Source organism: Micromonospora sp. NPDC126480 (genome assembly GCF_040302465.1).
Lineage (GTDB): Bacteria > Actinomycetota > Actinomycetes > Mycobacteriales > Micromonosporaceae > Micromonospora.
This window is the reverse complement of record NZ_JBEORU010000043.1, coordinates 23,545-48,477: the sequence shown is the minus strand read 5'-3', so window position 1 is coordinate 48,477 and position 24,933 is coordinate 23,545. Positions and strand designations below refer to the sequence as shown.

The 24,933-nt window shown below is 71.7% G+C and carries 25 protein-coding genes and 1 pseudogene; 6 read left to right on the top strand and 20 right to left on the bottom strand.

The window, feature by feature from the left end:
- The first annotated feature begins 198 nt into the window (after positions 1-198).
- Positions 199-498 (top strand): DUF1540 domain-containing protein, encoded by a 300-nt coding sequence (locus tag ABTW87_RS28330; RefSeq protein ID WP_350654278.1) that lies wholly within the window; start codon positions 199-201, stop codon positions 496-498.
- Positions 499-557: 59 nt separating this feature from the next.
- On the opposite strand, the gene ABTW87_RS28325 is transcribed toward ABTW87_RS28330, so the two are convergent.
- Positions 558-2,564: an ethylmalonyl-CoA mutase gene (locus tag ABTW87_RS28325; RefSeq protein ID WP_350654276.1), complete on the bottom strand. Its 2,007-nt coding sequence runs from the start codon at positions 2,562-2,564 to the stop codon at positions 558-560.
- Positions 2,565-2,715: 151 nt separating this feature from the next.
- Here ABTW87_RS28325 and ABTW87_RS28320 point away from each other — a divergent pair, with 151 nt between their 5' ends.
- Positions 2,716-3,564 (top strand): ABC transporter ATP-binding protein, encoded by an 849-nt coding sequence (locus ABTW87_RS28320; RefSeq protein ID WP_350654274.1) that lies wholly within the window; start codon positions 2,716-2,718, stop codon positions 3,562-3,564.
- Positions 3,561-4,406 carry an ABC transporter permease gene (locus ABTW87_RS28315; protein WP_350654272.1) on the top strand — a complete coding sequence of 282 codons (846 nt, stop codon included), beginning with the start codon at positions 3,561-3,563 and terminating at the stop codon, positions 4,404-4,406. The genes ABTW87_RS28320 and ABTW87_RS28315 overlap by 4 nt, the downstream gene beginning before the upstream one ends.
- A 90-nt stretch (positions 4,407-4,496) precedes the next feature.
- Here ABTW87_RS28315 and ABTW87_RS28310 read toward each other — a convergent pair whose 3' ends face one another.
- Both ABTW87_RS28310 and murA read right to left on the bottom strand, forming a co-directional pair.
- Complete coding sequence (locus ABTW87_RS28310; protein ID WP_350654271.1) at positions 4,497-5,345, bottom strand: 3-hydroxyacyl-CoA dehydrogenase family protein; 849 nt, start codon at positions 5,343-5,345, stop codon at positions 4,497-4,499.
- A 76-nt stretch (positions 5,346-5,421) separates the two neighbouring features.
- Positions 5,422-6,858 carry a UDP-N-acetylglucosamine 1-carboxyvinyltransferase gene (gene murA / locus ABTW87_RS28305; RefSeq protein WP_350654270.1) on the bottom strand — a complete coding sequence of 479 codons (1,437 nt, stop codon included), beginning with the start codon at positions 6,856-6,858 and terminating at the stop codon, positions 5,422-5,424.
- On the opposite strand from murA, the gene ABTW87_RS28300 reads away from it, so the two are divergent.
- Together ABTW87_RS28300 and ABTW87_RS28295 are read left to right on the top strand one after the other, a co-directional pair.
- Entirely contained in the window at positions 6,857-7,429 is a 573-nt protein-coding gene (locus tag ABTW87_RS28300) for a cob(I)yrinic acid a,c-diamide adenosyltransferase (protein WP_350654268.1), read from the top strand. The two genes, murA and ABTW87_RS28300, sit on opposite strands and share 2 nt — an antisense overlap.
- Positions 7,426-7,848: a VOC family protein gene (locus ABTW87_RS28295; protein WP_350654284.1), complete on the top strand. Its 423-nt coding sequence runs from the start codon at positions 7,426-7,428 to the stop codon at positions 7,846-7,848. The genes ABTW87_RS28300 and ABTW87_RS28295 overlap by 4 nt, the downstream gene beginning before the upstream one ends.
- A gap of 46 nt (positions 7,849-7,894) precedes the next feature.
- Here ABTW87_RS28295 and ABTW87_RS28290 read toward each other — a convergent pair whose 3' ends face one another.
- The 13 genes from ABTW87_RS28290 to glyA all read right to left on the bottom strand — a co-directional run bounded on the left by ABTW87_RS28290 (position 7,895) and on the right by glyA (position 18,895).
- Positions 7,895-8,350 (bottom strand): DUF2550 domain-containing protein, encoded by a 456-nt coding sequence (locus ABTW87_RS28290; protein ID WP_350654266.1) that lies wholly within the window; start codon positions 8,348-8,350, stop codon positions 7,895-7,897.
- A gap of 13 nt (positions 8,351-8,363) precedes the next feature.
- Entirely contained in the window at positions 8,364-8,648 is a 285-nt protein-coding gene (locus tag ABTW87_RS28285) for a F0F1 ATP synthase subunit epsilon (RefSeq protein ID WP_350654264.1), read from the bottom strand.
- Between the two features lie 117 nt (positions 8,649-8,765).
- Positions 8,766-9,914 carry an LCP family protein gene (locus tag ABTW87_RS28280; protein WP_350654263.1) on the bottom strand — a complete coding sequence of 383 codons (1,149 nt, stop codon included), beginning with the start codon at positions 9,912-9,914 and terminating at the stop codon, positions 8,766-8,768.
- A 238-nt stretch (positions 9,915-10,152) separates the two neighbouring features.
- On the bottom strand, positions 10,153-11,592 hold the full coding sequence (atpD, locus tag ABTW87_RS28275; RefSeq protein WP_350654262.1) for a F0F1 ATP synthase subunit beta: 1,440 nt from the start codon (positions 11,590-11,592) through the stop codon (positions 10,153-10,155).
- Positions 11,592-12,521 carry a F0F1 ATP synthase subunit gamma gene (locus tag ABTW87_RS28270; RefSeq protein ID WP_350654261.1) on the bottom strand — a complete coding sequence of 310 codons (930 nt, stop codon included), beginning with the start codon at positions 12,519-12,521 and terminating at the stop codon, positions 11,592-11,594. The genes atpD and ABTW87_RS28270 overlap by 1 nt, the downstream gene beginning before the upstream one ends.
- A 3-nt stretch (positions 12,522-12,524) precedes the next feature.
- A complete protein-coding gene (gene atpA, locus ABTW87_RS28265; RefSeq protein WP_350654259.1) occupies positions 12,525-14,177 on the bottom strand; it encodes a F0F1 ATP synthase subunit alpha in 1,653 nt (550 codons plus the stop codon).
- 92 nt (positions 14,178-14,269) lie between these two features.
- Positions 14,270-15,091, bottom strand: coding sequence for a F0F1 ATP synthase subunit delta (locus ABTW87_RS28260; protein ID WP_350654257.1), 822 nt, complete (start codon positions 15,089-15,091; stop codon positions 14,270-14,272).
- On the bottom strand, positions 15,091-15,630 hold the full coding sequence (locus tag ABTW87_RS28255) for a F0F1 ATP synthase subunit B (protein ID WP_350654256.1): 540 nt from the start codon (positions 15,628-15,630) through the stop codon (positions 15,091-15,093). The genes ABTW87_RS28260 and ABTW87_RS28255 overlap by 1 nt, the downstream gene beginning before the upstream one ends.
- A gap of 27 nt (positions 15,631-15,657) precedes the next feature.
- Positions 15,658-15,891, bottom strand: coding sequence for an ATP synthase F0 subunit C (locus ABTW87_RS28250; protein WP_012184046.1), 234 nt, complete (start codon positions 15,889-15,891; stop codon positions 15,658-15,660).
- Positions 15,892-15,957: 66 nt separating this feature from the next.
- The gene (gene atpB / locus ABTW87_RS28245; protein WP_350654255.1) at positions 15,958-16,755 is read right to left on the bottom strand and encodes a F0F1 ATP synthase subunit A; all 798 of its coding nucleotides are present in this window, start codon (positions 16,753-16,755) and stop codon (positions 15,958-15,960) included.
- A gap of 11 nt (positions 16,756-16,766) precedes the next feature.
- Positions 16,767-17,003 carry an AtpZ/AtpI family protein gene (locus ABTW87_RS28240; RefSeq protein WP_350654253.1) on the bottom strand — a complete coding sequence of 79 codons (237 nt, stop codon included), beginning with the start codon at positions 17,001-17,003 and terminating at the stop codon, positions 16,767-16,769.
- A gap of 178 nt (positions 17,004-17,181) precedes the next feature.
- The gene (locus tag ABTW87_RS28235) at positions 17,182-17,616 is read right to left on the bottom strand and encodes a hypothetical protein (protein WP_350654251.1); all 435 of its coding nucleotides are present in this window, start codon (positions 17,614-17,616) and stop codon (positions 17,182-17,184) included.
- Positions 17,609-18,895, bottom strand: coding sequence for a serine hydroxymethyltransferase (gene glyA / locus ABTW87_RS28230; protein WP_350654282.1), 1,287 nt, complete (start codon positions 18,893-18,895; stop codon positions 17,609-17,611). Before glyA ends, ABTW87_RS28235 begins: the two co-directional genes overlap by 8 nt.
- A gap of 41 nt (positions 18,896-18,936) precedes the next feature.
- Here glyA and ABTW87_RS28225 point away from each other — a divergent pair, with 41 nt between their 5' ends.
- The gene (locus tag ABTW87_RS28225) at positions 18,937-20,433 is read left to right on the top strand and encodes an SDR family oxidoreductase (protein ID WP_350654249.1); all 1,497 of its coding nucleotides are present in this window, start codon (positions 18,937-18,939) and stop codon (positions 20,431-20,433) included.
- On the opposite strand, the gene ABTW87_RS28220 is transcribed toward ABTW87_RS28225, so the two are convergent.
- The 4 genes and pseudogenes from ABTW87_RS28220 to prmC form a co-directional block, all read right to left on the bottom strand.
- Positions 20,408-22,516: a transglycosylase domain-containing protein gene (locus ABTW87_RS28220; protein ID WP_350654247.1), complete on the bottom strand. Its 2,109-nt coding sequence runs from the start codon at positions 22,514-22,516 to the stop codon at positions 20,408-20,410. The two genes, ABTW87_RS28225 and ABTW87_RS28220, sit on opposite strands and share 26 nt — an antisense overlap.
- 104 nt (positions 22,517-22,620) lie before the next feature.
- Positions 22,621-23,232: an arsenate reductase/protein-tyrosine-phosphatase family protein gene (locus tag ABTW87_RS28215; RefSeq protein WP_350654245.1), complete on the bottom strand. Its 612-nt coding sequence runs from the start codon at positions 23,230-23,232 to the stop codon at positions 22,621-22,623.
- A pseudogene (locus tag ABTW87_RS28210) lies at positions 23,233-23,908 on the bottom strand (L-threonylcarbamoyladenylate synthase).
- Positions 23,909-23,970: 62 nt separating this feature from the next.
- Positions 23,971-24,879: a peptide chain release factor N(5)-glutamine methyltransferase gene (gene prmC, locus ABTW87_RS28205; RefSeq protein WP_350654243.1), complete on the bottom strand. Its 909-nt coding sequence runs from the start codon at positions 24,877-24,879 to the stop codon at positions 23,971-23,973.
- Positions 24,880-24,933 lie beyond the last annotated feature (54 nt).

Genomic DNA, 24,933 nt, shown 5'->3' with positions numbered 1-24,933 from the left:
TCGACACAAGTTGATCTACCAGGAGTCCCGTTCCCACTATCCAGCAGGGGTTGACCCGCCGATCACAGCCCTAACGCAACGGCGTTGACATCTGCGTCGCAGCGCGATCTTGACCGTGGGCGACCCGCAAGGCCCGTTTCAAAGCCACCAAGGCCGACAAAAGCCTAATATGAGACCAGGACACACAAGGAGGTTGGCATGACCGCAGCGATGGAGATGCCCCGCGTCCAGGAGTGTGTGGTCGCGGCGTGCGCGTACAACCACACCGGCGACTGCCACGCCTTCGCCATCACGATCGGCAGCCAGGATCATGCCCACTGCCACACGTTCATCGAGATGCCCGCGGTCCGGGCCGGGGTGGACGGCCTGATCGCCCAGGTGGGCGCGTGCCAGCGGGCGGACTGCCGGCACAACGACCAACTGGAGTGCCACGCGCCGGGGATCAAGGTGGGTCCGGACAACGACATGGCCGACTGCATGACGTACGCGAGCCGCTGACGCGAGCGTTAAGAAGGGTCCCCTGTACAACGCCAGGCGTTAACAGGGGGCCCTTCCTTTCACTTCAAGCCGTTGGCTTCGCGGACCACGGTCACCAGTTCGTCGATGATGCCGGTCAGCGCGAAGTCCTTCGGGGTGAAGACCCGGGCCACGCCGGCCTCGCGGAGCGCGTCGGCGTCCACGGCCGGGATGATGCCGCCGACCACCACGGGCAGGTCACCACGACCGGCGGACCGCAGGCCGTCCAGCACCGCCGGCACGGCCGCGAGGTGCGAGCCGGAGAGCACGGACAGGCCGACCAGGTCGACGTCCTCCTCGACCGCGGCGGCCACGATCTGCCCGGGAGTCAGCCGGATGCCCTGGTAGACGACCTCGAAGCCGGCGTCGCGGGCGCGTACCGCGATCTGCTCGGCACCGTTGGAGTGCCCGTCCAGACCGGGCTTGCCGACGAGCAGCCGCAGCCGCCCGCTGCCCATCTCGCGGGCGGTGGCCGCGACCCGCTCCCGGACGGCGGCCAGCGTCCCGTCCCCGCCGGCGCCGGCCGCGCCGGCCAGCCCGGTGGGTGCCCGGTACTCGCCGAACACCTGCCGCAGCGCGCCCGCCCACTCCCCGGTGGTGACCCCGGCGCGCACGCACTCCAGCGTCGCCGCCATGAGGTTCGTGGTGGTCGCGGCGTCCGCGCGGAGCCGGGCGAGCGCCGCGTCCACGGCCGCCGCGTCCCGGCCGGCCCGCCACTCGCGTACGCCCGCGGCGGCGGTCGCCTCGACCGCCGGGTCGACCTGTTCGATCGCCTCCGCGCCGGCGGCCGTCAACGGCGACGGCTCGGTCTCGACGAACTTGTTCACACCCACCACGACGTCGGTGCCGGCCTCCATCCGGCGGCGCCGGTCCGCCAGCGACGCGACCAGGGCGCTCTTGAGGTAGCCGGTCTCGACGGCCGCGACGACACCGCCCATCTCCAGCACCTTCTCCAGCTCGACGCGCGCCCCGGTGACGATGTCGTCGACAAGCGCGGTCATCACGTGCGAGCCCTCGAACAGGTCCGGGTACTCCAGCAGGTCCGACTCGTATGCGAGCACCTGCTGCATGCGCAGCGACCACTGCTGGTCCCAGGGGCGGGGCAGGCCGAGCGCCTCGTTCCAGGCGGGCAGCTGCACGGCGCGGGCCCGGGCGTCGCGGGAGAAGGTGACGCCGAGCATCTCCAGCACGATGCGCTGGATGTTGTTCTCCGGCTGCGCCTCGGTCAGGCCGAGCGAGTTGACCTGGACGCCGTACCGGAAGCGACGCTGGCGGGGCTCGGAGACGCCGTACCGGTCCCGGGTGATCTCGTCCCAGAGCGCGCCGAACGCGCGCATCTTGGCGATCTCCTCGACGAAGCGCACCCCGGCGTTGACGAAGAAGCTGATCCGCTGGACCACGTCGCCCATCCGGTCGGCGGGCACCTGGCCGGAGTCACGGACCGCGTCGAGCACCGCGACGGCAGTGGCGAGCGCGAAGCCCACCTCCTGCACCGGGGTCGCGCCGGCCTCCTGAAGGTGGTACGAGCAGATGTTGACCGGGTTCCACTTCGGCATCTCGCGCAGCGTGTACGCGATGACGTCGGCGGTCAGCCGCAGTGACGCCGCCGGCGGGAAGATGTACGTCCCGCGGGACAGGTACTCCTTGATGATGTCGTTCTGCGTGGTGCCGGCGCAGCGGTGGAGTTCCGCGCCCTGCTCCGCGGCGACGGTGCCGTACAGGCCGAGCAGCCACATCGCCGGGGCGTTGATGGTCATCGAGGTGTTCATCTCGGCCAGCGGGATGCCCGCGAAGAGGGCCCGCATGTCGCCGAGGTGCGCCACCGGCACGCCCACCCGCCCGACCTCGCCGGCGGCCAGCTCGTGGTCGGGGTCGTACCCGGTCTGGGTCGGCAGGTCGAAGGCGACCGAGAGCCCGGTCTGCCCCTTCGCCAGGTTGCGGCGGAAGAGCGCGTTCGTCGCGGCGGCCGAACTGTGCCCGGCGTAGGTGCGCATCACCCACGGGCGGTCCCGCTCGGGCAGCCGACCTGGGAGAGCCTTCTCGTCCATGGCCGGAGTTTAAGTTACCGTTCAGTAAAACGGGTTGTGGAAAACCACACAGGTCCATGTCGCGGACACCATGGGCACAAGCGCCCGGTGTGTCCGCAACCGCCACACCCCGGGCGCCGGCCGCCCGTGACCAGGCAGCACACTTGACGCCATGGAAGACGAGCTCGCGATCTCCGTACGGGGACTGCGCAAGGCGTACGGCCCGAACGTGGCCGTGGCCGGGGTGGACCTGGACGTCCGCCGGGGCGAGGTGTTCGCCCTGCTGGGCCCGAACGGCGCCGGCAAGACCACCACCGTGGAGATCCTGGAGGGCTACCGGCGGCGCGACGCCGGTGAGGTCTCGGTGCTGGGCAGCGACCCGGCGAGCCCGGCGAGCGACTGGCGCTCCCGGGTCGGGATCGTGCTCCAGGGCACCGGCGAGTTCGACGAGCTGACCGTCGCCGAGGTGGTCCACCACTTCGCCGGCTTCTACCCCGAGGCGGACGACCCGGAGAAGGTGATCGCCCGCGTCGGGCTGGCCGGCAAGGCGCGCGCCCGTACGCACACCCTCTCCGGCGGCCAGAAACGCCGGCTCGACGTGGCGCTCGGCATCGTCGGCCGCCCCGAACTGCTCTTCCTCGACGAGCCGACCACCGGCTTCGACCCGGAGGCGCGCCGCGAGTTCTGGGAGCTGATCCGCGATCTGGCGGCCGCCGGCACGACGATCGTGCTGACCACGCACTACCTGGACGAGGCCGAGGCCCTCGCCGACCGGGTCGGCGTGATCGCCGGCGGGCGGCTGGTCGAGGTGGCCGTACCCGAACGGCTGGGCAACCGGCAGGAGGCCCTCGCGACGGTCTCCTGGCGTACGCCGGAGGGGGTCGTGGAGAGCGCGGCGAGCGCGACGCCGACGGCGCTGGTGGCGGAACTGGCCGCGCGCTTCGGCGGCGAGGTGCCCGGCCTGACGGTGACCCGGCCGACCCTCGAGGACGTCTACCTGAAGATGATCGGACAGCGATGACCACGACGTTGAAGCCCGCCACGCCGGCCACCGGGACACCGTCGCGCCGGCCCGGACCGCTCGCCCTCGCGCTGCGGCAGGGCCGGATGGAGATCACCCAGTTCCTACGCAGCCGGGAGTCCGTCGTCTTCACGATGGGCTTCCCGGTCATCATGATCCTGATCTTCGCCGCGATCTTCGACGGTGAGATCGCCCCGGGGGTGAGCTACCCGCAGTACTTCATCACCGGCATGATCGCCGCCGGCCTGATGACGGTGAGCTTCCAGAACCTCGGCATCTGGATCCCGATCGAGCGGGACCGGGGAGTGCTGAAGCGCTACCGCGGCACGCCGATGCCGAAGTGGGTGTACTTCGCCGGCAAGGTGATCATGGTCGTGGTCATCGGCGTCGCGGAGACCGCGCTGCTGCTCGCCGTGTCGGTCGCCCTGTTCGACCTGGAGCTGCCCGGCACCGCCGCGAAGTGGCTGACGTTCGGCTGGGTCTCCGCCCTCGGGATCACCGCCTGCACACTGTGCGGCATCGCGATCTCGTCGCTGGCACGGACCGCGCGCAGCGGCTCCGCCGTGGTCACCCCGGTCGCGCTGGTCCTGCAGTTCATCTCCGGGGTGTTCTTCGTCTTCACCCAGCTGCCCAGCTGGATGCAGCAGGTGGCGGCGCTCTTCCCGCTCAAGTGGATGTGCCAGGGGCTGCGCTCGGTGTTCCTGCCGGACACGTTCGGCGGCCAGGAGCCGGGCGGGTCGTTCGAGCTGGGCCGGGTCGCCCTGGTCCTGGCCGCCTGGTGCGTGATCGGCCTGCTGCTCTGCCTCGGCACGTTCCGCTGGACCACCCGCCGCGACGGCTGAGGTGTAAGGAAGGGCCCCTTCTTAACGCCTGCGGTAGAGGAGGGGTCCCTTGTTAACACCGGGTGTTAACAAGGGACCCCTCCTTTCACCTCAGTACGGGTAGAAGCCCTGGCCGGTCTTGCGGCCCAGGTCACCGGCGGTGGCCATCCGCTGGAGCAGCTCCGGCGGGAAGAACTTCTCGTCGGCGGTGTCGGTGTAGATGTTCTTCGTGGCGTTGAGCAGCACGTCCACGCCGGTCAGGTCGACCGTGGCCAGCGGGCCCATGGCGTGGCCGAAGCCGAGCTTGCAGGCGGTGTCCAGGTCCTCAGCGGAGATCACGCCGGACTCGACGAGCTTGATCGCCTCCATCGCCAGGGCGCAGATCAGCCGGGTGGTCACGAAGCCGGCGATGTCCCGGTTGACCACCACCACGGTCTTGCCGATGCCCTCGGCGAACGCCTTCGCCGTGGCGAGCGCCTCGTCGCTTGTCTTGTAGCCCCGGACCAGCTCGCAGAGCTTCATCATCGGCACCGGCGAGAAGAAGTGGGTGCCGACGACCGACTCCGGCCGCTGGGTCGCGGTGGCGATCTGGGTGACCGGGATGGCCGAGGTGTTGGTGGCGAGCACCGCGTCGGCCTTGCAGATCTTGTCCAGCGCGCGGAAGACCTCGTGCTTGATCTCGATCTTCTCGAAGACCGCCTCGACCACGATGTCCGCGTCCGCGGCCGCCTCCAGGTCGGTCGTGGGGGTGATCCGGCCGAGCGCCGCCTCGACCTCGGACGCCTCGATGACGCCCTTCGCCGCGAACTTCTCCAGCGACTTCCGGATGCCGTCCACGCCGCGCTTGGTGGCCGAGTCGTCCAGGTCCCGCAACGTCACCTGCCAGCCCGCCTGCGCCGCCACCTGGGCGATGCCCGAGCCCATCAGCCCGGCCCCGACGACCGCCAGTCGACCCGCCATCTGCTCACTCCCTCGCCTGATTGGGTGCCTACCCGACAGACCCTAGTCGGCGAGCCTGAACGACTGCTAAGGGCGGTCAGATCACCAGGTCCGGCTCCTCGGGCGCGGTGCCGCGGTCGACCGCCACGCCCAGGGCCCGCAGGTCCGCCACGAAGTCCGGGTAACCCCGGTCGACGTGGTGCACGTGCGACACCTCGGTGACCCCGTCGGCGCAGAGGCCGGCGATGATCAGGCCCGCGCCCGCCCGGATGTCGGTCGCCCGGACCGGCGCGCCGGAGAGCCGGTCGCGGCCGCGGACCACGGCGTGGTGCCCGTCGGTCTTGATGTCCGCGCCCAGCCGCATCATCTCGTTGGCGAACATGAACCGCCCGTCGAAGATGTTCTCGGTGATCAGGGACGCGCCGTCGCTGACCGCGGCGAGCCCGATCGCCATCGGCAGCAGATCGGTGGCGAACCCGGGGTACGGCAGCGTCACCACGTCCACGGCGCGCGGCCGGTCCGCCATCCGGATGCGGAAGGCGTCCTGCCGGGTCTCGACCAGCCCGCCCGCGGCCACCAGTTTGTCCAGGGCCACCTCGAGGAAGGCCGGCGGCACGCCGGTCACGGTCACGTCCCCGCGGGTCATCGCCGCGCCGAAGGCCCAGGTCCCGGCGACGATCCGGTCCCCCACCGTGGCGTGCCGCACCGCGCGCAGTCCGGGTACGCCGACGATGGTCAGGGTCGAGGTGCCGGCTCCGTCGATCAGGGCACCCATCTGGTTGAGCATCGTGCAGATGTCGACGATCTCCGGCTCCCGGGCGGCGTTGTCGATGACCGTGGTGCCCTCGGCGAGCACCGCCGCCATCACCAGGTTCTCGGTGGCGCCGACGCTCGGGAAGTCCAGCACGATCTCGGCGCCGCGCAGCCCGTCCGGGGCCGAGGCGATCACGAAGCCGTGCTCGCCGGAGATCTCGGCGCCCATCCGGGTCAGCCCGGACACGTGCATGTCCAGCCCGCGTGAGCCGATCGCGTCGCCGCCGGGGTGCGCCACCCGGACGCAGCCGCGGCGGGCCAGCAGCGGGCCGAGCACGCAGATCGACGCGCGCAGCCGGCGGACCAGGTCGTAGTCCGCCTCGACGCCGGGCAGGTCCGGCACGTCGATGGTCACCGACCGGGACCGGGCGACCCCGCCGTGCGCCACCATCGGGTCCACCGGGTCGTCCGCGTCGAACCGGACCCCGCAGCCGAGCCGGCGGAGCACCTCGCCCATGATCGCGATGTCGGTGATCCGCGGCACGTTGGTGATGACGCTACGGCCGGGCGCGAGCAGGGCCGCGGCCATGAGCTTCAGCGCCGAGTTCTTGGCGCCCACCACGTGCACGGTCCCGGTCAGCCGGGCGCCACCGCGGACCCGGATGACATCGACGTCGCCGACCGCCGGATCGCCCGCGTCCCCGGGCCCCACGCCGGCCGGCCAGCCGGACCCCGGCCGTGCCGGGATGGTCAGGTCCGGTATCCGTAGGCTGTGCGTCATGGCCGTCCACCTCACGCGCATCTACACCAAGGCCGGCGACGCCGGCACGACCAGGCTGAACAACAACGAAGAGGTTCCGAAGACCGACCCGCGGATCGCCGCGTACGCGGACGTCGACGAGTGCAACGCGGCGATCGGCGTCGCGCTCGCTCTCGGCCAGCTCGACGATGAGCTGCGGACGGTCCTCGGGTCGATCCAGAACGACCTGTTCGACGTGGGCGCCGACCTGGCCACCCCGGTCGAGCCGGACCCGAAGTATCCGCCGCTGCGGGTCACCGAGGAGTACGTCGAGCGCCTCGAGGGCTGGTGCGACGGGTACAACGCACGCCTGAGCAAGCTCGACTCCTTCATCCTCCCCGGCGGCACCGCGGGCGCGGCGCTGCTGCACGTGGCGCGGACGATCGCCCGGCGCGCCGAGCGTGCGGCGTGGGCCCTGGTGGCGCACGACCCCGATCGGACCAGCTCTCTCCCGGCAAAGTATCTCAACCGGCTCTCCGATCTGCTCTTTATCCTGTCAAGAACGGCAAATCCGGCCGGAGATGTGCTATGGGTGCCGGGCGGTGAGCGCTGACCGCGCAGCCGTCGGCTCCCCGCACCGGCGCGCTGCACCACGTCGAGGTCTGGGTACCCGACCTGCCGGCCGCCATCCGTAGCTGGGGCTGGCTCCTCGGCGAGTTGGGGTGGACGCCGTTCCAGGAGTGGCCCGCGGGCCGCTCCTGGCGGCTCGGCCCGACGTACCTGGTGCTGGAGTGCTCCCCCGCGCTGTCCGGACCGGCCCACGACCGCCTCGCCCCCGGCCTCAACCACCTGGCCTTCCACGCCGGCCCGCCGGCCGCCGTCGACCGCCTGGTCGCGGCGGCGCCGGCGCACGGCTGGTCACTGCTCTTCCCGGACCGCCATCCGCGCGCCGGCGGCCCGGGAACGTACGCCGCCTACCTCGCCGACGACCAGGGGTACGAAGTCGAACTCGTCGCCTCGCCACCGAACTAGGCAGCCGGCCGCCTGGACCGGACCGGTGCGGCGGGCGCGGGCGACGTCAGGCGGCGGGCCAGTCCTGAGCGGCCAGACGCGGCGAGACCGCCCCCGGAGGGGCGGCCTCGAGCCAGGAGAGGAACCCGGTTACGGTGGAGCGCGCCATGGCGATCTCGACCGGGGCGTGGTGACTGGTACAACGCAGGATCACCCAGTCGGCGGGCATCGCGAACCGCTCCTGCCCCTCGGGCAGCCGGCGGCGCTCCACCGCCAGGCCCTTGCGGGACAGGACCCGCTTGGGACGGAGGGCGAAGCTGAACATGCGGTACCAGCGGAGTTCGTCACCGACGAAGCGGCCGAAGCCGGGCGCCCAGCCCCGGCCGTCGAGCATGGTGGAGGTCCGGACGCTGAGCCGGATGATGCCTCCGCTGCGGGCGACCAGAGCCCGCCGGACGAAGAGGATCAGAAGCGCACCGAGGATGACGGCGACGCCGATTCCGATCCCTTCGACGATCTCCATCTGCGGCGGATGCTCAGCGGCCCTGCGCGGCGGAGGCCGGGGTGGCGCTCTCGGCCAGGACGGTCACGCCCTCGTCGCTCACCGACAGGAAACCGCCGGCCACCTCGTAGGCGATCTGCTCGCCGCCGGCCAGCTTGATGCGCACCTGACCGGGCTCGGCGAGCTGGCCGAGCAGGGGCGCGTGCCCCGGCAGCACACCCAGCTCACCCTCGGTCGTCCGGGCGACGACCATCTCGGCCTCGCCGGACCAGACCTTCTCCTCGACGGCTACGAGCTCGACGTGAAGCTGCTGTGCCACGCTGTCTCCTTGCTGCGGCGGCGGGTTGCCGAAAGTCTAGTCTCGCCACCTGCGGGCCCGTAACGCGGGTGGCGAGACCTACGCCACTCGGGCCCGTGCCGGGAACGCGTACGGTGGTCAGCTCGCCTTGTTCTGGAACTTCGGGTGCTCCAGTAGGAACGCGTCGAGCTGCTCGTTCTCCAGGGCGTCGAAGAAGTCCTGCACGGCTGGTTCGAAGCGCTCGCCCCGGTACTTCCCGTTCTCGATGATGCCGCCGCCCGGCAGCTTGATCATCTGGATGCTGTTCGGGCGGAGGTTCTTCAGCGCCAGACCGAAGTCGACGACGCTGTGCCCCCGGCCGTTGAAGACAAGCGACTGGCCGGCGGCCCGGAGCACCCGGTCCAGCTTGATCGGGTTGGTCACCACGTCGGCGCTGAAGGCCTGGCTCGCCATCGCCTTGACGAACTGCTGCTGGTGGCGCTGGCGGCCGTAGTCGCCGTCCGGAACGCCGTTCTTCGGGTAGCGCTGCCGGACGTAGTCCAGCGCCTGCCAGCCCTCCAGGTGCTGCTTGCCCTTCTCGTAGACGGCCTGCGGGCCCAGGTAGCCCCCGCCGCCGGGCCGGAGCTCGCGGTGCGTGCCGTCGGGGCGGCGGTGTTCCGAGCGCACCTCGCGCTCGATGTTCATGGTGACGCCGCCCATCGCGTCGACGATCTTGATGAAGCCGCTGAAGTTGATGATCGCACCGGCGTCGAACCGCTCGATCCCGGTCACCTGCTGGACCGTCTTCGCGAGCAGCTCGAAGCCCTGCGCCGCGCTCGGGTTCTCACCCTGCTTGCGGCTGCCGTAGGACATGGCGGCGTTCAGCTTGTCCTGGCCGCCGTTGTAGCCGGCCTTCTCGAAGCGCGGGATGTCGACGTAGAGGTCACGCGGCAGGGAGAACAGGTACCCCCGGTCGAGCCCCTCCGGCACGTGCAGCACCATGATCGAGTCGGCCAGCGGCGGCTGCTCCGGCCTACGGGGGTCGATGCCGACCAGCAGGATGTTGAGCGGGCCCTTGATGTCGCTCTTGCGTTCCTTTGCGCCGGCCGCCTGGTCGCCGAAGAGGTCCGCCTTGCCCACGGCGCCCTCGTAGCGGGCCATCAGCACCTCGGTGCCCGCCAGCGCGACACCGCTCAGGAGCATCAGGACGGCGCCGAACACGGTGCAGACCCGGGCCCAACGCGGCACGCCCGCCCACACGGACGGCTTCTTCGCCCTGCCGCCGTTGCCGGCCTTACCCACGATCATCTCCGTTCGTCACGCCCACGATCAGGAGACGGGCGCACGCAGCCGATTGGTTGCACGGTTCCGCGCGCAGTCACGAAAGCGCGCGCATGAACGGTACCTCGCACCCGGCATGATCGCCGACCGCCGGAAACGGACAGTGATCGTGGTGGGACCGGAAGATGAACGGGAGGCCGTCCCGAGGGGGACGGCCTCCCGGTCGCCGCGGGTGGTGCCCGGCGGCGGTCGCCAGCGGCGGGGCTCAGCCCTGCGCCATCAGCTCCTTGGCCTTGCGCTCCAGGTCCTCCAGACCGCCGCACATGAAGAAGGCCTGCTCGGGGAAGTGGTCGTACTCGCCCTCGCTGATCTTCTTGAAAGCCTCGATGGTCTCCTGGATCGGGACCGTCGAGCCCGGCACGCCGGTGAACTGCTCGGCGGCGTAGGTGTTCTGCGACAGGAAGCGCTCGATCCGGCGGGCCCGGCCGACGGTGAGCTTGTCCTCCTCGGAGAGCTCCTCGATACCGAGGATGGCGATGATGTCCTGCAGGTCCTTGTAGCGCTGCAGGATCCGCTTGACCTCGGTGGCCACCGCGAAGTGCTCCTCGCCGACGAACTCCGGGGCGAGGATCCGGGACGAGGACGCCAGCGGGTCCACGGCCGGGTAGATGCCCTTGTCGGAGATCGACCGCTCCAGGTTGGTGGTCGCGTCCAGGTGGGCGAACGTGGTGGCCGGCGCCGGGTCGGTGTAGTCGTCGGCGGGCACGTAGATCGCCTGCATCGAGGTGATGGCCTGGCCCCGGACGGAGGTGATCCGCTCCTGGAGCTCGCCCATCTCGTCCGCCAGGGTCGGCTGGTAACCCACGGCGCTCGGCATCCGGCCGAGCAGCGTGGACACCTCGGAACCGGCCTGGGTGAAGCGGAAGATGTTGTCGATGAAGAGCAGCACCTCCTGCTTCTGCACGTCGCGGAAGTACTCCGCCATGGTCAGCGCGGAGAGGGCGACGCGCAGCCGGGTGCCCGGCGGCTCGTCCATCTGGCCGTAGACCAGCGCGGTCTTGTCGATGACGCCGGACTCGGTCATCTCGGCGATGAGGTCGTTGCCCTCGCGGGTGCGCTCACCCACGCCGGCGAAGACCGAGGTACCACCGAAGTTGCGGGCGACCCGGGTGATCATCTCCTGGATGAGCACCGTCTTGCCCACGCCGGCGCCGCCGAACAGGCCGATCTTGCCGCCCTTGACGTACGGGGCGAGCAGGTCGATGACCTTGATGCCGGTCTCCAGCATCTCGGTCTTCGGCTCTAGGTCCGCGAAGGCCGGGGCCTTGCGGTGGATCTGCCAGTGGTCGTCCGGGTTGAGCGTCTCGCCCTCGGTGAGGTTGAGGCACTCGCCGATCGCGTTGAACACGTGGCCCTTGACCGTGTCGCCCACCGGCACCTTGATCCCCGAGCCGGTGTCGCGCACCACGGCGCCACGGACCAGACCGTCGGTCGGCTGCATCGAGATGGCGCGGACCACGTTGTCACCCAGGTGCTGGGCGACCTCGAGGGTCAGCGTCTTCTCACCGCCGGAGAGGGTCACGTCCACGTGCAGGGCGTTGAACAGTTCCGGCATGGCGTCACGCGGGAACTCGGCGTCGACGACCGGGCCGATGACCCGGACCACGCGACCGGTGGCCGTCTTGGTCTCTACTGGGGCAGTCATCACACTTCACTTCCCGACGCGGCCAGCGCGTTCGCGCCGCCGACGATCTCACTGATCTCCTGGGTGATCCCGGCCTGGCGGGCCGAGTTCATCTCGCGCGTGTACTTCTCGATCATCTCTTCGGCGTTGTCCGTGGCGCTCTTCATCGCCCGCCGCCGGGCCGCCGACTCGCTCGCCGCCGACTCGATCAACGCCGCGTAGATCCGCGTGTTGATGTACTTCGGCAGCAGCGCGTCGAGCAGCGCCTCCGCCTCCGGCTCGAACTCGTACGCCGGGAGCAGGCCCTCGGACCGCGGCCGGTCCTCGACCTCCATCGGCCCGATGATCTTCGCGACCGGGGTCTGGGTCATCAGGGACTTGAACTCGGTGAAGACGATGTGCAGCTCGTCGATGCCGAGAATCCCGTCGGGCCCGGGGCCACCGTCGGCGTCGTCCGCGCCGGCCGAGAACGCCTTGATCAGCGTCTGGCCCACCTCGCGGGCGTCGGCGAAGGTCGGCTGCTCGGAGAACCCCGTCCAGTTCGCCTCGATCGGCCGGTTGCGGAACCGGTAGTACTGGACGCCCTTGCGGCCGATGACGTAGAGCACGGGCTCCTTGCCGTCGGCGCGCAGCCGGGCGATCAGCGACTCCGCGGTCTTGATGGCGTTGGTGCTGTAGCCACCGGCCAGGCCCCGGTCGCTGGTGACCAGGAGGACACCGGCCCGCCGCACGCGCTCACGCGGGGTGAGCAGCGGGTGGTCGATCCGCGCGTTGGACGCCAGCGCCGTGAGCACCCCGGTGATGGCCCGGGCGTACGGCAGGGACGCCTCCACCCGGGCCTGGGCCTTGGCGATGCGGCTCGTCGCGACGAGCTCCATCGCCTTGGTGATCTTCTTCATCGACTTCGCCGCGCGGATCCGTTGGCGAAGTACGCGTACCTGGGCGGCCATCGGTCAGCTCTCGGCCGGACGGTCGGTGGTGCCGTCGCGGAACCGGGTCACCGTCTCGCGGTTCTCCTCGCCCTCCAGCGGGGCCGCCGCGGGCTCGTTGATCCGCCGCTCCTCGTCCTTGCCGAGGAAGAGCTTCTTGAACTCGGTGATCGCCGAGTCGAGCGAGCCGATGATCTCGTCGTCCCACTTGTTGTCCGCGATCCCCGCCAGGACGCCCTCATGCTTGTGGCGCAGGTACTGGAGGAACTCGGACTCGAAGCGCCGTACCTCGCCGACCGGGATGTCGTCGAGCTTGCCCTCGGTGCCGGCCCAGACCGAGACGACCTGCTCCTGCACCGGGTACGGCGAGTAGTTCGGCTGCTTGAGCAGCTCGACCAGGCGGGAGCCGCGCTCCAGCTGGGCCCGGGAGGCCTTGTCCAGGTCGGAGGCGAAGGCGGCGAACGCCTCCAGCTCGCGGTACTGGGCCAGGTTCAGCCGCAGCGAACCGGCGACCTTCTTCATCGGCTTCACCTGCGCGGCGCCACCGACCCGGGAGACCGAGGTGCCGACGTTGATGGCCGGCCGGACGCCCTGGTTGAACAGGTCGGTCTCCAGGAAGATCTGGCCGTCGGTGATGGAGATGACGTTGGTCGGGATGAACGCCGAGATGTCGTTCGCCTTGGTCTCGATGATCGGCAGACCGGTCATCGAGCCGCCACCCATCTCGTCGGAGAGCTTCGCGCAGCGCTCCAGCAGGCGGGAGTGCAGGTAGAAGACGTCACCCGGGTACGCCTCGCGGCCCGGCGGGCGGCGCAGCAGCAGCGACACGGCCCGGTACGCCTCGGCCTGCTTGCTCAGGTCGTCGAAGACGATCAGGACGTGCTTACCGCCGTACATCCAGTGCTGGCCGATGGACGAGCCGGTGTACGGGGCCAGGTACTTGAAGCCGGCCGGGTCGGAGGCCGGGGAGGCGACGATGGTCGTGTACTCCATCGCGCCCGCCTCCTCCAGGATGCCCTTGATCGAGGCGATCGTGGAGGCCTTCTGGCCGACGGCGACGTAGATGCAGCGGACCTGCTTCTTCGGGTCGCCGGAGCGCCAGTTGTCGCGCTGGTTGAGGATGGTGTCCAGGGCGACCGTGGTCTTGCCGGTCTTCCGGTCACCGATGATCAGCTGCCGCTGGCCCCGGCCGATCGGCGTCATGGCGTCGACGGCCTTGATGCCGGTCTGCATCGGCTCGGAGACGGACTGGCGGGACATCACGTTCGGGGCCTGGAGCTCCAGCTCCCGGTAGCCCTCGTTCGGGATCTCGCCGAGGCCGTCGATCGGCTGGCCGAGCGCGTTGACCACGCGGCCGAGGAAGGCGTCGCCGACCGGCACGGAGAGCACCCGGTTGGTGCGCTTGACGCGCTGCCCCTCCTCGATGCCGGCGTAGTCGCCGAGGACGACGACACCGATCTCCCGGACGTCGAGGTTCAGCGCCACGCCGAGCGTGCCGTCCTCGAACTCCAGGAGCTCGTTGGTCATGGTCGAGGGCAGGCCCTCGACGTGGGCGATGCCGTCGCCGGCGTCGGCGACGGTGCCGACCTCCTCGCGGGAGACGTCGGACGAGATGGAGGAGACGTAGCGCTCCAGGGCGCCGCGGATCTCCTCCGTCGAGATGGTCAGCTCGGCCATCCTCTGCTTCCTTAAGTATCAGGGGCCCGGGATACCTAGTACCGACCGGTCCGAATGGCGTCTAGTCAGGGCGCTGGCGCGGCGGCGCCGGCTCAGCGCTTCGCGAGCGCGTTGCGGGTCTCGTTGAGGCGGCGCAGGACGGTGCCGTCGTACAGGTCGGAGCCGACCTGGACGCTCACGCCACCGAGCACCTCGGGGTCCACCGTCTGCTTGACGGAGACCTCCCGACCGTATATGGCGGAGAGGCTCGCGCCCAGCCGGCGCTCCTCCTCCTCGCTCAACGGGGCCGCGACGGTCACGTACGCCACCTGCCGGTCACGCCGGTCGGCGGCGAGCTCGACCAGCCGGGTGAGCGCGCCGTGGAAGTTGCGTCCCCCGAACCCGGCGAGCGCGATCCCGACGAGGCGTCCGGTGACCGGACGGGCCTTGCCGGCGAGCAGCCCGTCGACAAGCATGGCCCGCTGCTCGACGGGGGCCATCGGGTCGGAAAGCGCGTTGGACAGCTCCGGAGAGCCGGCGACGACCTGCCCGAAGCGGAACAGCTCGTCCTCGACCTCACCCAGCTCGCCGGCCTTGTCGGCGCTGGCCAGGAGCGCCTCGATGCCCAGCCGCTCGGCGCCGTCGAGAAGCTCCGACGGAGCCGACCAGCGACCGGAGACCAGGGCGGTCAGCAGGTCGAGCGTGTCCGCGCCGACCTTGCCGCCGAGGATTCCGGTGAGCAGGCCGACCCGGTCCTCGCCCGAGCGGGCCGGGTCGGAGAGCGCCCGGCGCAGCCGCGGCTCGCGCCGCAGCAGCGTGGCGACGGACAGGAGCTCGTCGGCGGTGGCGGCCACCGCCGACGGCTCCGCGCCACGGACGTACGCGTCGAGGCGGTCGGCCGCGACCTTGTACGACTCCCGGCTGGCGGCCTGCATCAGCGGGCCCCCGCGCTCTCGAGACCGCTCAGGAACCGGTCGACGGTGCCCTTGCGGCGCGCCTCGTCGGCGAGCGACTCACCGACGATCTTGCTGGCCAGGTCGACCGCCAGCGCGCCGACCTCGGTGCGCAGCTCGCGCACGATGGTGGCCCGCTCGGCGGCGAGCTGCTCCCGGCCGGCCGCGATGATCCGGTCGGACTCCTCCCGCGCCTTGGCGAGGACGTCCTGGCGGATGCCCTCGGCGTCGGCCCGGGCGTCGTCCCGGATCTTGGCGGCGTCGGTACGCGCCTCGGCGAGCTGCGCCCGGTACTGCTCGAGGAGCTGGTTCGCCTCGGCCTGCGCGGCCTCGGCACGCTTGATGCCCCCCTCGATGGCGTCGACCCGCGCCTGGAACGTCTGCTCCATCCGCGGGAAGACGAACTTCATCAGCACGAAGGCGAGCAGACCGAAGGCGACGAGCCCGACCACGATCTCCTGCCAGATCGGCACGATCGGGTTGTGGGCGGACTCACCACCCTCTGCGGCGAGGAAGAACATGGATGACCTCCCGGTCTTCGGGCCGAATTAGAGGTTGCCCTGCCAGATGAAGCCGAACGCGATACCCAGCAGCGCGAGCGCCTCGATGACGGCGAAGCCGATCCAGACGTACGGCAGGGTCATCCGGGACGACTCCGGCTGGCGGGCGGTCGACTGGATGTAGGCGGCGAAGACCAGGCCGACGCCGATGCCCGGGCCGATGGCGGCGAGGCCGTAGCCGATGGCGGCGGTGCTGCCCTCTACCGCGGCGACGATGTCCATTAGTGGTTCCTCCTGGTTATCACGCGTGACGGTCACGCGGGACGACAACGGTTGGTGCGGGTTGGATCAGTGTTCGTCGGCGAGCGCGCCCTGCACGTAGCTCGCGGTCAGGACCGTGAAGACGTACGCCTGCAGGACGATCACCAGGAACTCGAGGAAGGTGAGCGCGACGGTCATCGCCCAGGACAGCACCGACACCGGTGCCAGCCAGACGTTGGCGTTCAGCATCGCGAAGCCGCCGAGCGTGAAGACCAGCAGGAGCATGTGGCCGGCGAACATGTTCGCGAAGAGACGGACGGCCAGCGAGAACGGCCGCACGAGGAAGGTCGAGAAGAACTCGATCGGGATCAGCAGCGGCAGGATGTACCAGGGCGCCGGCGGGATCAGCGAGTTCTTGAAGAACTTGCCGGCGCCGTGGTGACGGATGCCGGCGTAGATGAAGAGCACGTAGCTGATCACGGCGAGGAACGCCGGGAAGGCGATATGCGAGTTCGGCGAGATCTGCAGGAACGGAACGATCGCGAAGAAGTTGGTCAGCAGGATGAAGCAGAAGAGCGTGGTGAAGTACGGCGCGAACCGCACCCCCGCGTGCCCGATCATGTCGACCGCGATGTTGTTCCGCACGAAGCCGTAGACGGACTCGGCGAGCCACTGCTTCTTCGTCGGCACCAGCTGCGGCTTCCGGTAGCTGGCCAGGAAGAAGATGATAAGGATGCCGACGGCGAGCCACACCATCGCCGTGATCTTGGTGAACCAGTAGGAGTTCTCCGCACCCCACGGCACGATGCTGGGCAGGTAGAAATCCTCCACGCTGGGAGGGAAAGCTGCCTCGCCCTGTGCCAGGACGTTCGCCTGTCCGAACACCGCGTCCCTTCCTAAGTAGGCGTGCCGAGCTTGCGGACGACCAGGATGATTCCCCCGGCCATGCCGAGCACGACGCCGATCCCGGTGGCGACGCCACCGGTGCCGAGCCACCTGTCGACCAGCCAGCCGATGAAACCCCACACGAGCATGCCCGCGATCAGGTAGGAGAGCGCGGTCCAACCCTGGCCGGCACCGGACGGAACATCGTCCGGGCCGCCGCTGGGTCGGGGGGTTTGGTCACCAGCCATGACGGGGCGAACGATATCAGCCGGGAAGACGAGGCTGTGCCTCACCCCCCGCACAACCGTCGTTGTGTGGGCGTCTGGCAACCAGCGTCGTCTGGAGGCACGCTACTCCCGTTCGGCCACCTAGAGAATGACCCATGCCGGACACATTTTGCCGGCGTCCGAGGTGTGGGACGGACCTCTAGACCGACCGGCGTGCGTGGACGGTGGTCAGCCACCAGATGTGCACGCCGGTCCACACCACCACCCCGGCGGCGATGCCGAGGCAGAGCGGGATCAACCCGGCCCAGCCGGTCGAGGCCACGCCGACCATCACCACGCCGAGCAGGGTGAACTTCGCCGCGTACAGGCCGAGGCCGAACGGGAGCACGAGCTGCGGGTTGACGCTGTCCGCCCAGGCCAGCACGACGGTGGTGAGGGTGTAGCTGGCGGCGGTCACGGCGACGCCGAGCGCCGCGCCCAGGGCCGCGTCGGTGCCGCCGGCGAGCGCGCCGGCCACCGCGGCCGCCGCCGCGAGCAGGCCGCTGGCGGCCAGCAGCACCGGCAGGTGCCGCAGCCGCCACCGCCGGTCGTCGGCCGTCGGCGCCGCCGGCCCGCGCACCTCCGGCTCAGCCACGGGGGTACGCCGGGAAGTCGGCGACCAGCTCGGCCACCTCGGTGGACACCCGGGCCAGCCCGTCGGCCCCACCCGCGGCGGCGGGGTCGGTGCGGACCGCCCGGGCGATCAGGCCGGCGATCCGGCGCATCTCCGGCTCGCCCATGCCCTGGGTGGTGACGCTCGGCGTGCCGACCCGGATGCCGGAGGCGGTCATCGGCTTCTCCGGGTCGTACGGGATGGCGTTCTTGTTCAGCGTGATGCCGGCGGCGTCGCAGCGCGCCTCGGCCTCGGCCCCGGTCACGCCGAGTTCCCGCAGGTCGAGCAGGGCGAGGTGGGTGTCGGTGCCCCCGGAGACCGGGCGCATCCCCTCGTCGGCGAGGCCGGCGGCGAGCGCCTGGGCGTTGCGGACCACCTGGGCGGCGTACCCCCGGAAGGCGGGCTGCGCGGCCTCGCGCAGCGCGACCGCCTTGGCCGCGACGGCGTGCATCAGCGGGCCGCCCTGGGTGAACGGGAAGACCGCCTTGTCGACGCGCTGGGCCAGCGACTCCCGGCAGAGGATCATGCCTCCGCGCGGGCCGCGCAGGACCTTGTGGGTGGTGAAGCAGACGACGTCGGCGTGCGGCACCGGCGACGGGATCGCCCCGCCGGCGACCAGCCCGATGAAGTGCGCGGCGTCGACCATGAGGTACGCGTCGACCTCGTCGGCGATCTCACGGAAGCGCGCGAAGTCGATCAGCCGGGGGTAGGCCGTCGCGCCACAGATGATCATCTTTGGCCGGTGGGCGAGGGCCAGGTCGCGTACCTCGTCGTAGTCGATCAGCTCGGTGTCCCGCCGGACGGTGTAGCCGACGGTGGCGAACCACTTGCCGGAGAAGTTCACCCGGCTGCCGTGGGTGAGGTGCCCGCCGTGCGGCAGGTCCATGGCGAGCACGGTGTCGCCGGGCTGGACCAGGGCGGCGTACGCGGCCAGGTTGGCGCTCGCGCCGGAGTGCGGCTGCACGTTGGCGTGCTCGGCGTCGAACAGCTCCCTCGCCCGGGCGATCGCGATCTCCTCGGCCCGGTCCACCTCGGCGCAACCGCCGTAGTAGCGCCGGCCCGGGTAGCCCTCGGCGTACTTGTTCGTGAGCGTCGAGCCGAGCGCGGCGAGGACGGCCGGCGAGGTCAGGTTCTCGCTGGCGATGAGCTGCAGACCGCCACGCAGCCGGGCCAGCTCGCCGAGGACCACGTCGGCGATCTCCGGGTCGGTCGCCCGTAACTGGTCGAAGTCCGGTCCCCAGTAGGTCGGCGCCGTGTCGATGTCCACGACGCCAGAGTCTATGGGGCGGCACACTGGAGGTTGTGCGATGCCTGGTCACCGGAGCGACGGGTTACATCGGCGGGCGCCTCGCGCCCCGCCTGCTGACCGAGGGGCACGACGTACGCTGCCTGGTCCGCAGGGCCGGCCGGCTGCGGGACGTGCCGTGGGCGTCGCGGGCCGAGGTCGTCGAGGCCGACCTGCGAAAGCCGGAGACGCTGGGGCCCGCCCTGGCGGGGATCGACGTCGCGTACTACCTGGTGCACTCGCTCGGCCAGGCGGGGTTCGAGGCCGCCGACCGGGAGGCGGCCACCAACTTCGCCGCGGCGGCGCGCGCCGCCGGCGTACGCCGGATCGTCTACCTGGGCGGGCCGGAGCCGCCGGCCGGCGTCGAGGTCCACTCGCCGCACCTGCGCTCCCGGGCGGAGGTGGGGCGGATCCTGCTGGCGAGCGGCGTGCCGACGGCGGTGCTGCGCGCGGCGGTCATCATCGGCTCGGGCTCGGCCTCCTTCGAGATGCTGCGCTACCTGACCGAGCGGTTGCCGGGCATGGTGACCCCGCGCTGGGTCCGCAACCGGATCCAGCCGATCGCGGTCCGGGACGTGCTGCGCTACCTGGTCGGCGCCGCCGGCCTGCCGCCGGAGGTCAACCGCGGCTTCGACGTCGCCGGGCCGGACGTGCTCACGTTCCACGACATGATGCAGCGGTACGCGCGGGTGGCCGGCCTGCGGCGGCGGGTCATCCTGCCGGTCCGCGTGCTGAGCCCGGCGCTCTCCTCCTACTGGGTCGGGCTGATCACGCCGGTGCCGAACGCGATCGCCCGGCCGCTGGTGGAGAGCCTGGTCCACGAGGCGGTGGCGCACGAGCACGACATCGCCGCGTACGTGCCCGACCCGCCGGGCGGGTTGACCGGCTTCGACCAGGCGGTCGGGATGGCCCTGGCCAAGGTCCGCGACGGGCAGGTGGAGACCCGCTGGTCCACGGCGGTCGGCTCGGGCGCGCCGGCCGAGCCGCTGCCCAGTGATCCCCAGTGGTCGGGCGGCACGTCCTACACGGACGTGCGGGAGCGGGCCGTGGCCGCCCCGCCGGACGCGCTCTGGCGGGTGATCGAGAGCGTCGGCGGCGAGCACGGGTGGTACTCGTTCCCGCTGGCCTGGTCGGTGCGCGGCTGGCTGGACCGGCTGATCGGCGGGGTGGGGCTGCGCCGGGGCCGGCGCGACCCGCACCGCCTCCAGGTCGGTGAGGCGCTGGACTTCTGGCGGGTGGAGGAGATCGTCCCCGGCGAGATGCTGCGGCTGCGCGCCGAGATGCGCCTGCCCGGCCGGGCCTGGCTGGAGATGCGGGTGCTGCCGGGCGACGGCGGCGGCAGCCGGTACCAGCAGCGCGCCGTCTTCCTGCCGCGCGGCTTGTCCGGCCACGCCTACTGGGGCGCGGTGGCGCCGTTCCACGCGGTGGTCTTCGGCGGGATGGCGCGCAACATCGCCCGGAGCGCGGAGGCGGCGGAGCTCGCCGTCGCTAGTCGCCCCTCCGCCCACCGGTGACCTCGAAGGCGGTCACCTCGCTGGGCGGCACGAAGTCCAGCACCGGCTGATCGCGCAGGACGAACGACATCAGCTCGGACACGGCACCCACCATCCGGCTCTGCACCGTCCGGCCGACCGGGTCCCGGGGGTCGTCCGGGTTGGCGGCGATCGCCGCGACCGCGAGCTGGGGCGTGAAGGCGACCACGGTCTCCGTGCCGTACCCCTCGGAGCTACCGGTCTTGCCGGCCACCGGACGGCCGAGCTGCCGGCGCAGGCTCTCCGCGGTGCCGCCGTCGCACCCCCGGTACATCGACCGGTCGCCGACCGGGCAGCGCGCCGCGTCCGCCGCCGCCCGGGCCACCTCCCGGTCCACCACCTGCCGACAGTCCGGCTGCCCGGCGGCGACCGGCCGCCCCGCCGCGTCGATGATCTTCACGACCGGCAGCGGCGCGCACCAGGTCCCCTCGGCCGCCACCGTGGCGTACGCGTTCGCCACGTCGAGCGGGGTGGTCGCCGACACGCCCAGCGTGAACGGCCCCCACTCGCGGGCGCCGTGGCGGGCCAGCCGCTCGTCGTCCGGGGCCCGGAACACGATGCCCAGCCGCTCGGCCATCTCCACCACCCGGTCCGCGCCGACCCGTTCGGTCAACCAGACGAAGTACGTGTTGACCGACAGGCCGAACGCGCTCCACATCGTGTGCTCGCCGTCCATCGACGAGTTGGCGTTGCGCGGGCACCAGTACCCGTCGCAGCTCGTCGGGCCGGTCACCGGGTAGCCGGTCAGGATCCGGTCGGGTGCGTCGAATTCGGTGCTCAGCGGCAGGCCCGACTCCAGCGCGGCCAGCACGGTGAACAGCTTGAACGTGCTGCCGGCCTGGTAGCCCTGGATCGCACCGCCGCCGGCCACCAGCTGGTTCACCGTGTTCGGGCGGTTCTTCGACCCGTTCGGGTTGGCGTCCACGCTGTAGTTCCGGTTCACCGCCATGGCCAGCACCCGGCCGGTGCCGGGCTGGACCACCGCGGTCGGCAGCGCGTACGGGGATTCCGCCGGATAGATCCGCCGGACCTGCTCGGTGGCGGCCCGCTGCACCGCCGGGTCCAGCGACGCCACGATCGAGTAGCCGCCCCGGCGCAGCGCGAGCTGCCGCTCGTCGACGGTCTTGCCGAACGCGTCCTGGGCGTTCCACCAGCGGGTGAACCAGTCGCAGAAGAAACCCCAGTCGTTGTGCGCAGCCGGCACCGCCGTGCAGTCGTTCGGGGTCTCGCTGGGCCGCAGCGCGAGCGGCTCCGCGTTGGCCCCGGCCGCCTCGGCGGCCTGGATCTGGCCGGTCTCGACGAGTTGGCCCAGCACGTACGCCCGGCGCTGCACGGCGGCGTCGGCGTCGCCGTTGATCGGGTCGTCGGTGTCCGGCGAGCGGACCAGGCCGGCGAGCAGCGCCGCCTCGGCCAGGGTCAGGTCGGCCGGCGACTTGGAGAAGTAGCGCTTGCTCGCGGCGGCCACCCCGTACGCCCCGGCGCCGAAGTAGGCGATGTTGAGGTACCGGGTGAGGATCTCGTCCTTGCCCAGCTCGCGTTCCAGCGCGAGGGCGTACCGCATCTCCTGGACCTTGCGCGTCGCGCTGATCTCGGTGGCCGCGCGGCGCTGGCGCTCGGTCAGCCGCGGGTCGCTGGACAGCACGTTGCGGACGTACTGCATGGTCAGGGTGGACGCGCCCTGGCGGCTTCCGCCGCTGCTGTTGGCGGTGAGCGCCCGGATCACCCCACGCAGGTCCACACCGCTGTGCTCGTGGAACCGGGCGTCCTCGGCGGCGATGATCGCCTGGCGCATCACCGGGGCCACCTCGTGCAGCGGCACGTCCACCCGGTCCTCCTGGTAGAAGGACGTGATGAGCGTGGTGCCGTCGCTGGCGTACAGGTTGGACCGCTGGGCGGTCGGCGGCGTCCTCAGCGTGTTCGGCAGCTCCGAGTAGGGCGCGGCGAGCGCCGAGAAGCCGACCCCGAACACCAGCGCGGCCGGCAGGGCCGCCGCGGCGAGCACGAGGCCGGCCAGGACGCCGGCGAGCAGGACGGTCATGATCTTGTCAAGGTGTGCCCGGGTCATGCGCTCTCCCCGCAGGAGCCGTCAGGACCCACCAAGAATGACCTGAATGTGCCTCTTGTCCGCCTCGTTCGCCCGCCGGGTAACCCGGGTGGGTTACGCCCCGCCTACGGCAGCAACGCCCCCGCCAACGGGTGGACCGTCTCCTCGATCTCGTCCGCGACCCGGCTGAAGCACTGGTCGCCCCGGCCCCACGGGTCGTCGAGATCGTCGGTCGGCAGCGGGCCGGCACCCGCCCGGGCGGCGTGGGCCGCCCGCACCAGGGCCACGCCCCGCTCGTACACGGCCTCGGGTGTCGGCTCGGCCGGCGGCAGGTCGGCCGCGTCCACCGCGGCGAGCAGCCGGCCGAACTCGCCCAGCACGAACGTGCGGGACGCCGCGTCCGGACGCAGCGCGACCACGTACTCCTGCTGGTCGGCCGTCGCGGTGAGCACGAGATCGGCGGCGTCGATGTGGTCCGAGCGCAACTTGCGGGCGGCGAAGCCCTCGGCGCTGCCGCCCCGCGCGGCGACCTGCCGGGCCGCCGGTGGGTTCATCTCCTCGCCGGCGTGCCAACCGCCGGTGCCGGCGCTGTGGCTGTGCAGGAGGTCGTCCGCGCCGGCCGGATCCGACCCGCGCCGCTGGAGCCGCTCCCGGACAGCCAGGACCAGCAGCCGCTCCGCCATCGGGGAACGGCAGATGTTGCCCATGCACACGTGCAGAACGGTGAACGGAGGCACTCAGGCCACCCGGCTCTCGGCGATGTCCGGTACCACCTCACGCAGCCGGTCCAGCCCGATGGCACCCGCGCGGACCAGCTGGGGCACCTCACCCGTCAGGTCCACGATGGTGCTCGGCACCGGATCCACGGCGGGACCGGCCTCCAGGTAGGCGCGCACCGAGTACGCGAGCTGGTCGCGCGCCGCCTCCGCGGTGGTCGCGGCGGGCTGGCCGGTCTTGTTGGCCGAGGCCACCGCCATCGGGCCGGTCTCCCGAAGGACCTCCAGCGCCACCGGGTGCAGCGGCATCCGCACCGCCACCGTCCCCGACGCCTCCCCCAGGTCCCAGCGGAGGCTCGGCGAGTGCTCGACCACGATGGTCAGCGCGCCCGGCCAGAACGCCTCCACGAGGTCGCGGGCCGCCCGGGGCAGCGAGAAGACCAGGCCGTCGAGGGTGTGCCGGGAACCGATGAGCACCGGCGGCGGCGCCGGCCGGCCGCCCTTCGCGTCGAGCAGGGCCTTGACCGCGTACGGGGTGAACGCGTCCGCGCCGACACCGTAGACCGTGTCGGTCGGCAGCACGACCAGCTCACCGTTGCGGACCGCCTCGATGGCCGCCGCGATGCCGCGGTCCCGGTCGGCGGGCGACCGGCAGTCGTAGAGCATCACGAGGAAGCAGTCTGCCACGCCCGGGCACGACCGGCGTGCGGGCCGCCCGTCCGGGCCGGGCGCGCCGGCGGCCGGACCGCCCCGCGCGGGCTAGCCGTCCGCCGGTCGCCGCGTCGCGGTGACGAACCGGGGCCGGCCGGTGAGGTCGGCGTGGTCGGCGATCGAGACGTACCGGCCGTCGTCGGTGAGCAGCCGGGGCACCACCTCGCCGTGCGTGTCGTCGTGCTCCACGCCCAGCACGCCGCCCGGGCGCAGCAGCACCGCCGCCCGGGCCACCACCGGCCGGATCACGGCCAGCCCGTCGGCGCCGCCGAAGACGGCGCCGGCCGGATCGTGCCGGCCGACCTCCGGAGGGACGACCACCTCCGCCGGAACGTACGGCGGGTTGCACAGCAGCACGTCCACCCGGCCCGCCAGGTCGGCGAGCAGGTCCGCCCCGGTGACGTCGGCGGCCACCACCTCCACCGGCCGGTCCCCCGCGCCGGCCCGGTCAGCGGCGTTGCGCCGCAACCAGGACAGCGCCTCCGGGGCGCCCTCCACCGCCACCACGCGGGCCGCCGGGACCTCCTGGGCCACCGCCAGCGCGATCGCCCCGGAGCCGCTGCACAGGTCGACCACCAGCGGCGCCGTGCCGCGACGCGCCTGCTCGACGCCCCAGCCGGCGAGCAGCTCGGTCTCCGGACGGGGAACGAAGACGCCCGGACCGACCGCCAGTTCCAGGTGGCGGAAGGCCGCGACCCCCGTGATGTGCTGCAACGGCTCGCGGTCGGCCCGCCGCGTCACCAGGGCGTCGAACCGGTCGCGCTGCGCCGACGTGAAACCGTCCGCCAGCGCCAGCCGCCCCCGCGGCACCCCCAGCACGTACGCGGCCAGCAGCTCCGCCTCCCCCCGCGCACCCTCGACACCGGCGTCGGCAAGCAGCCGGGCCGCGCGGGCGATCGCCGGGGCGGACCGCTCCCGGTTCGTCCCTTCGGACGGGTGTCGCGGCAGGGTGCTCACGACATAATCATGAAGCGTCGCGGCGGTCCGGCACGAGCCGGTGCGGCCAGGCGC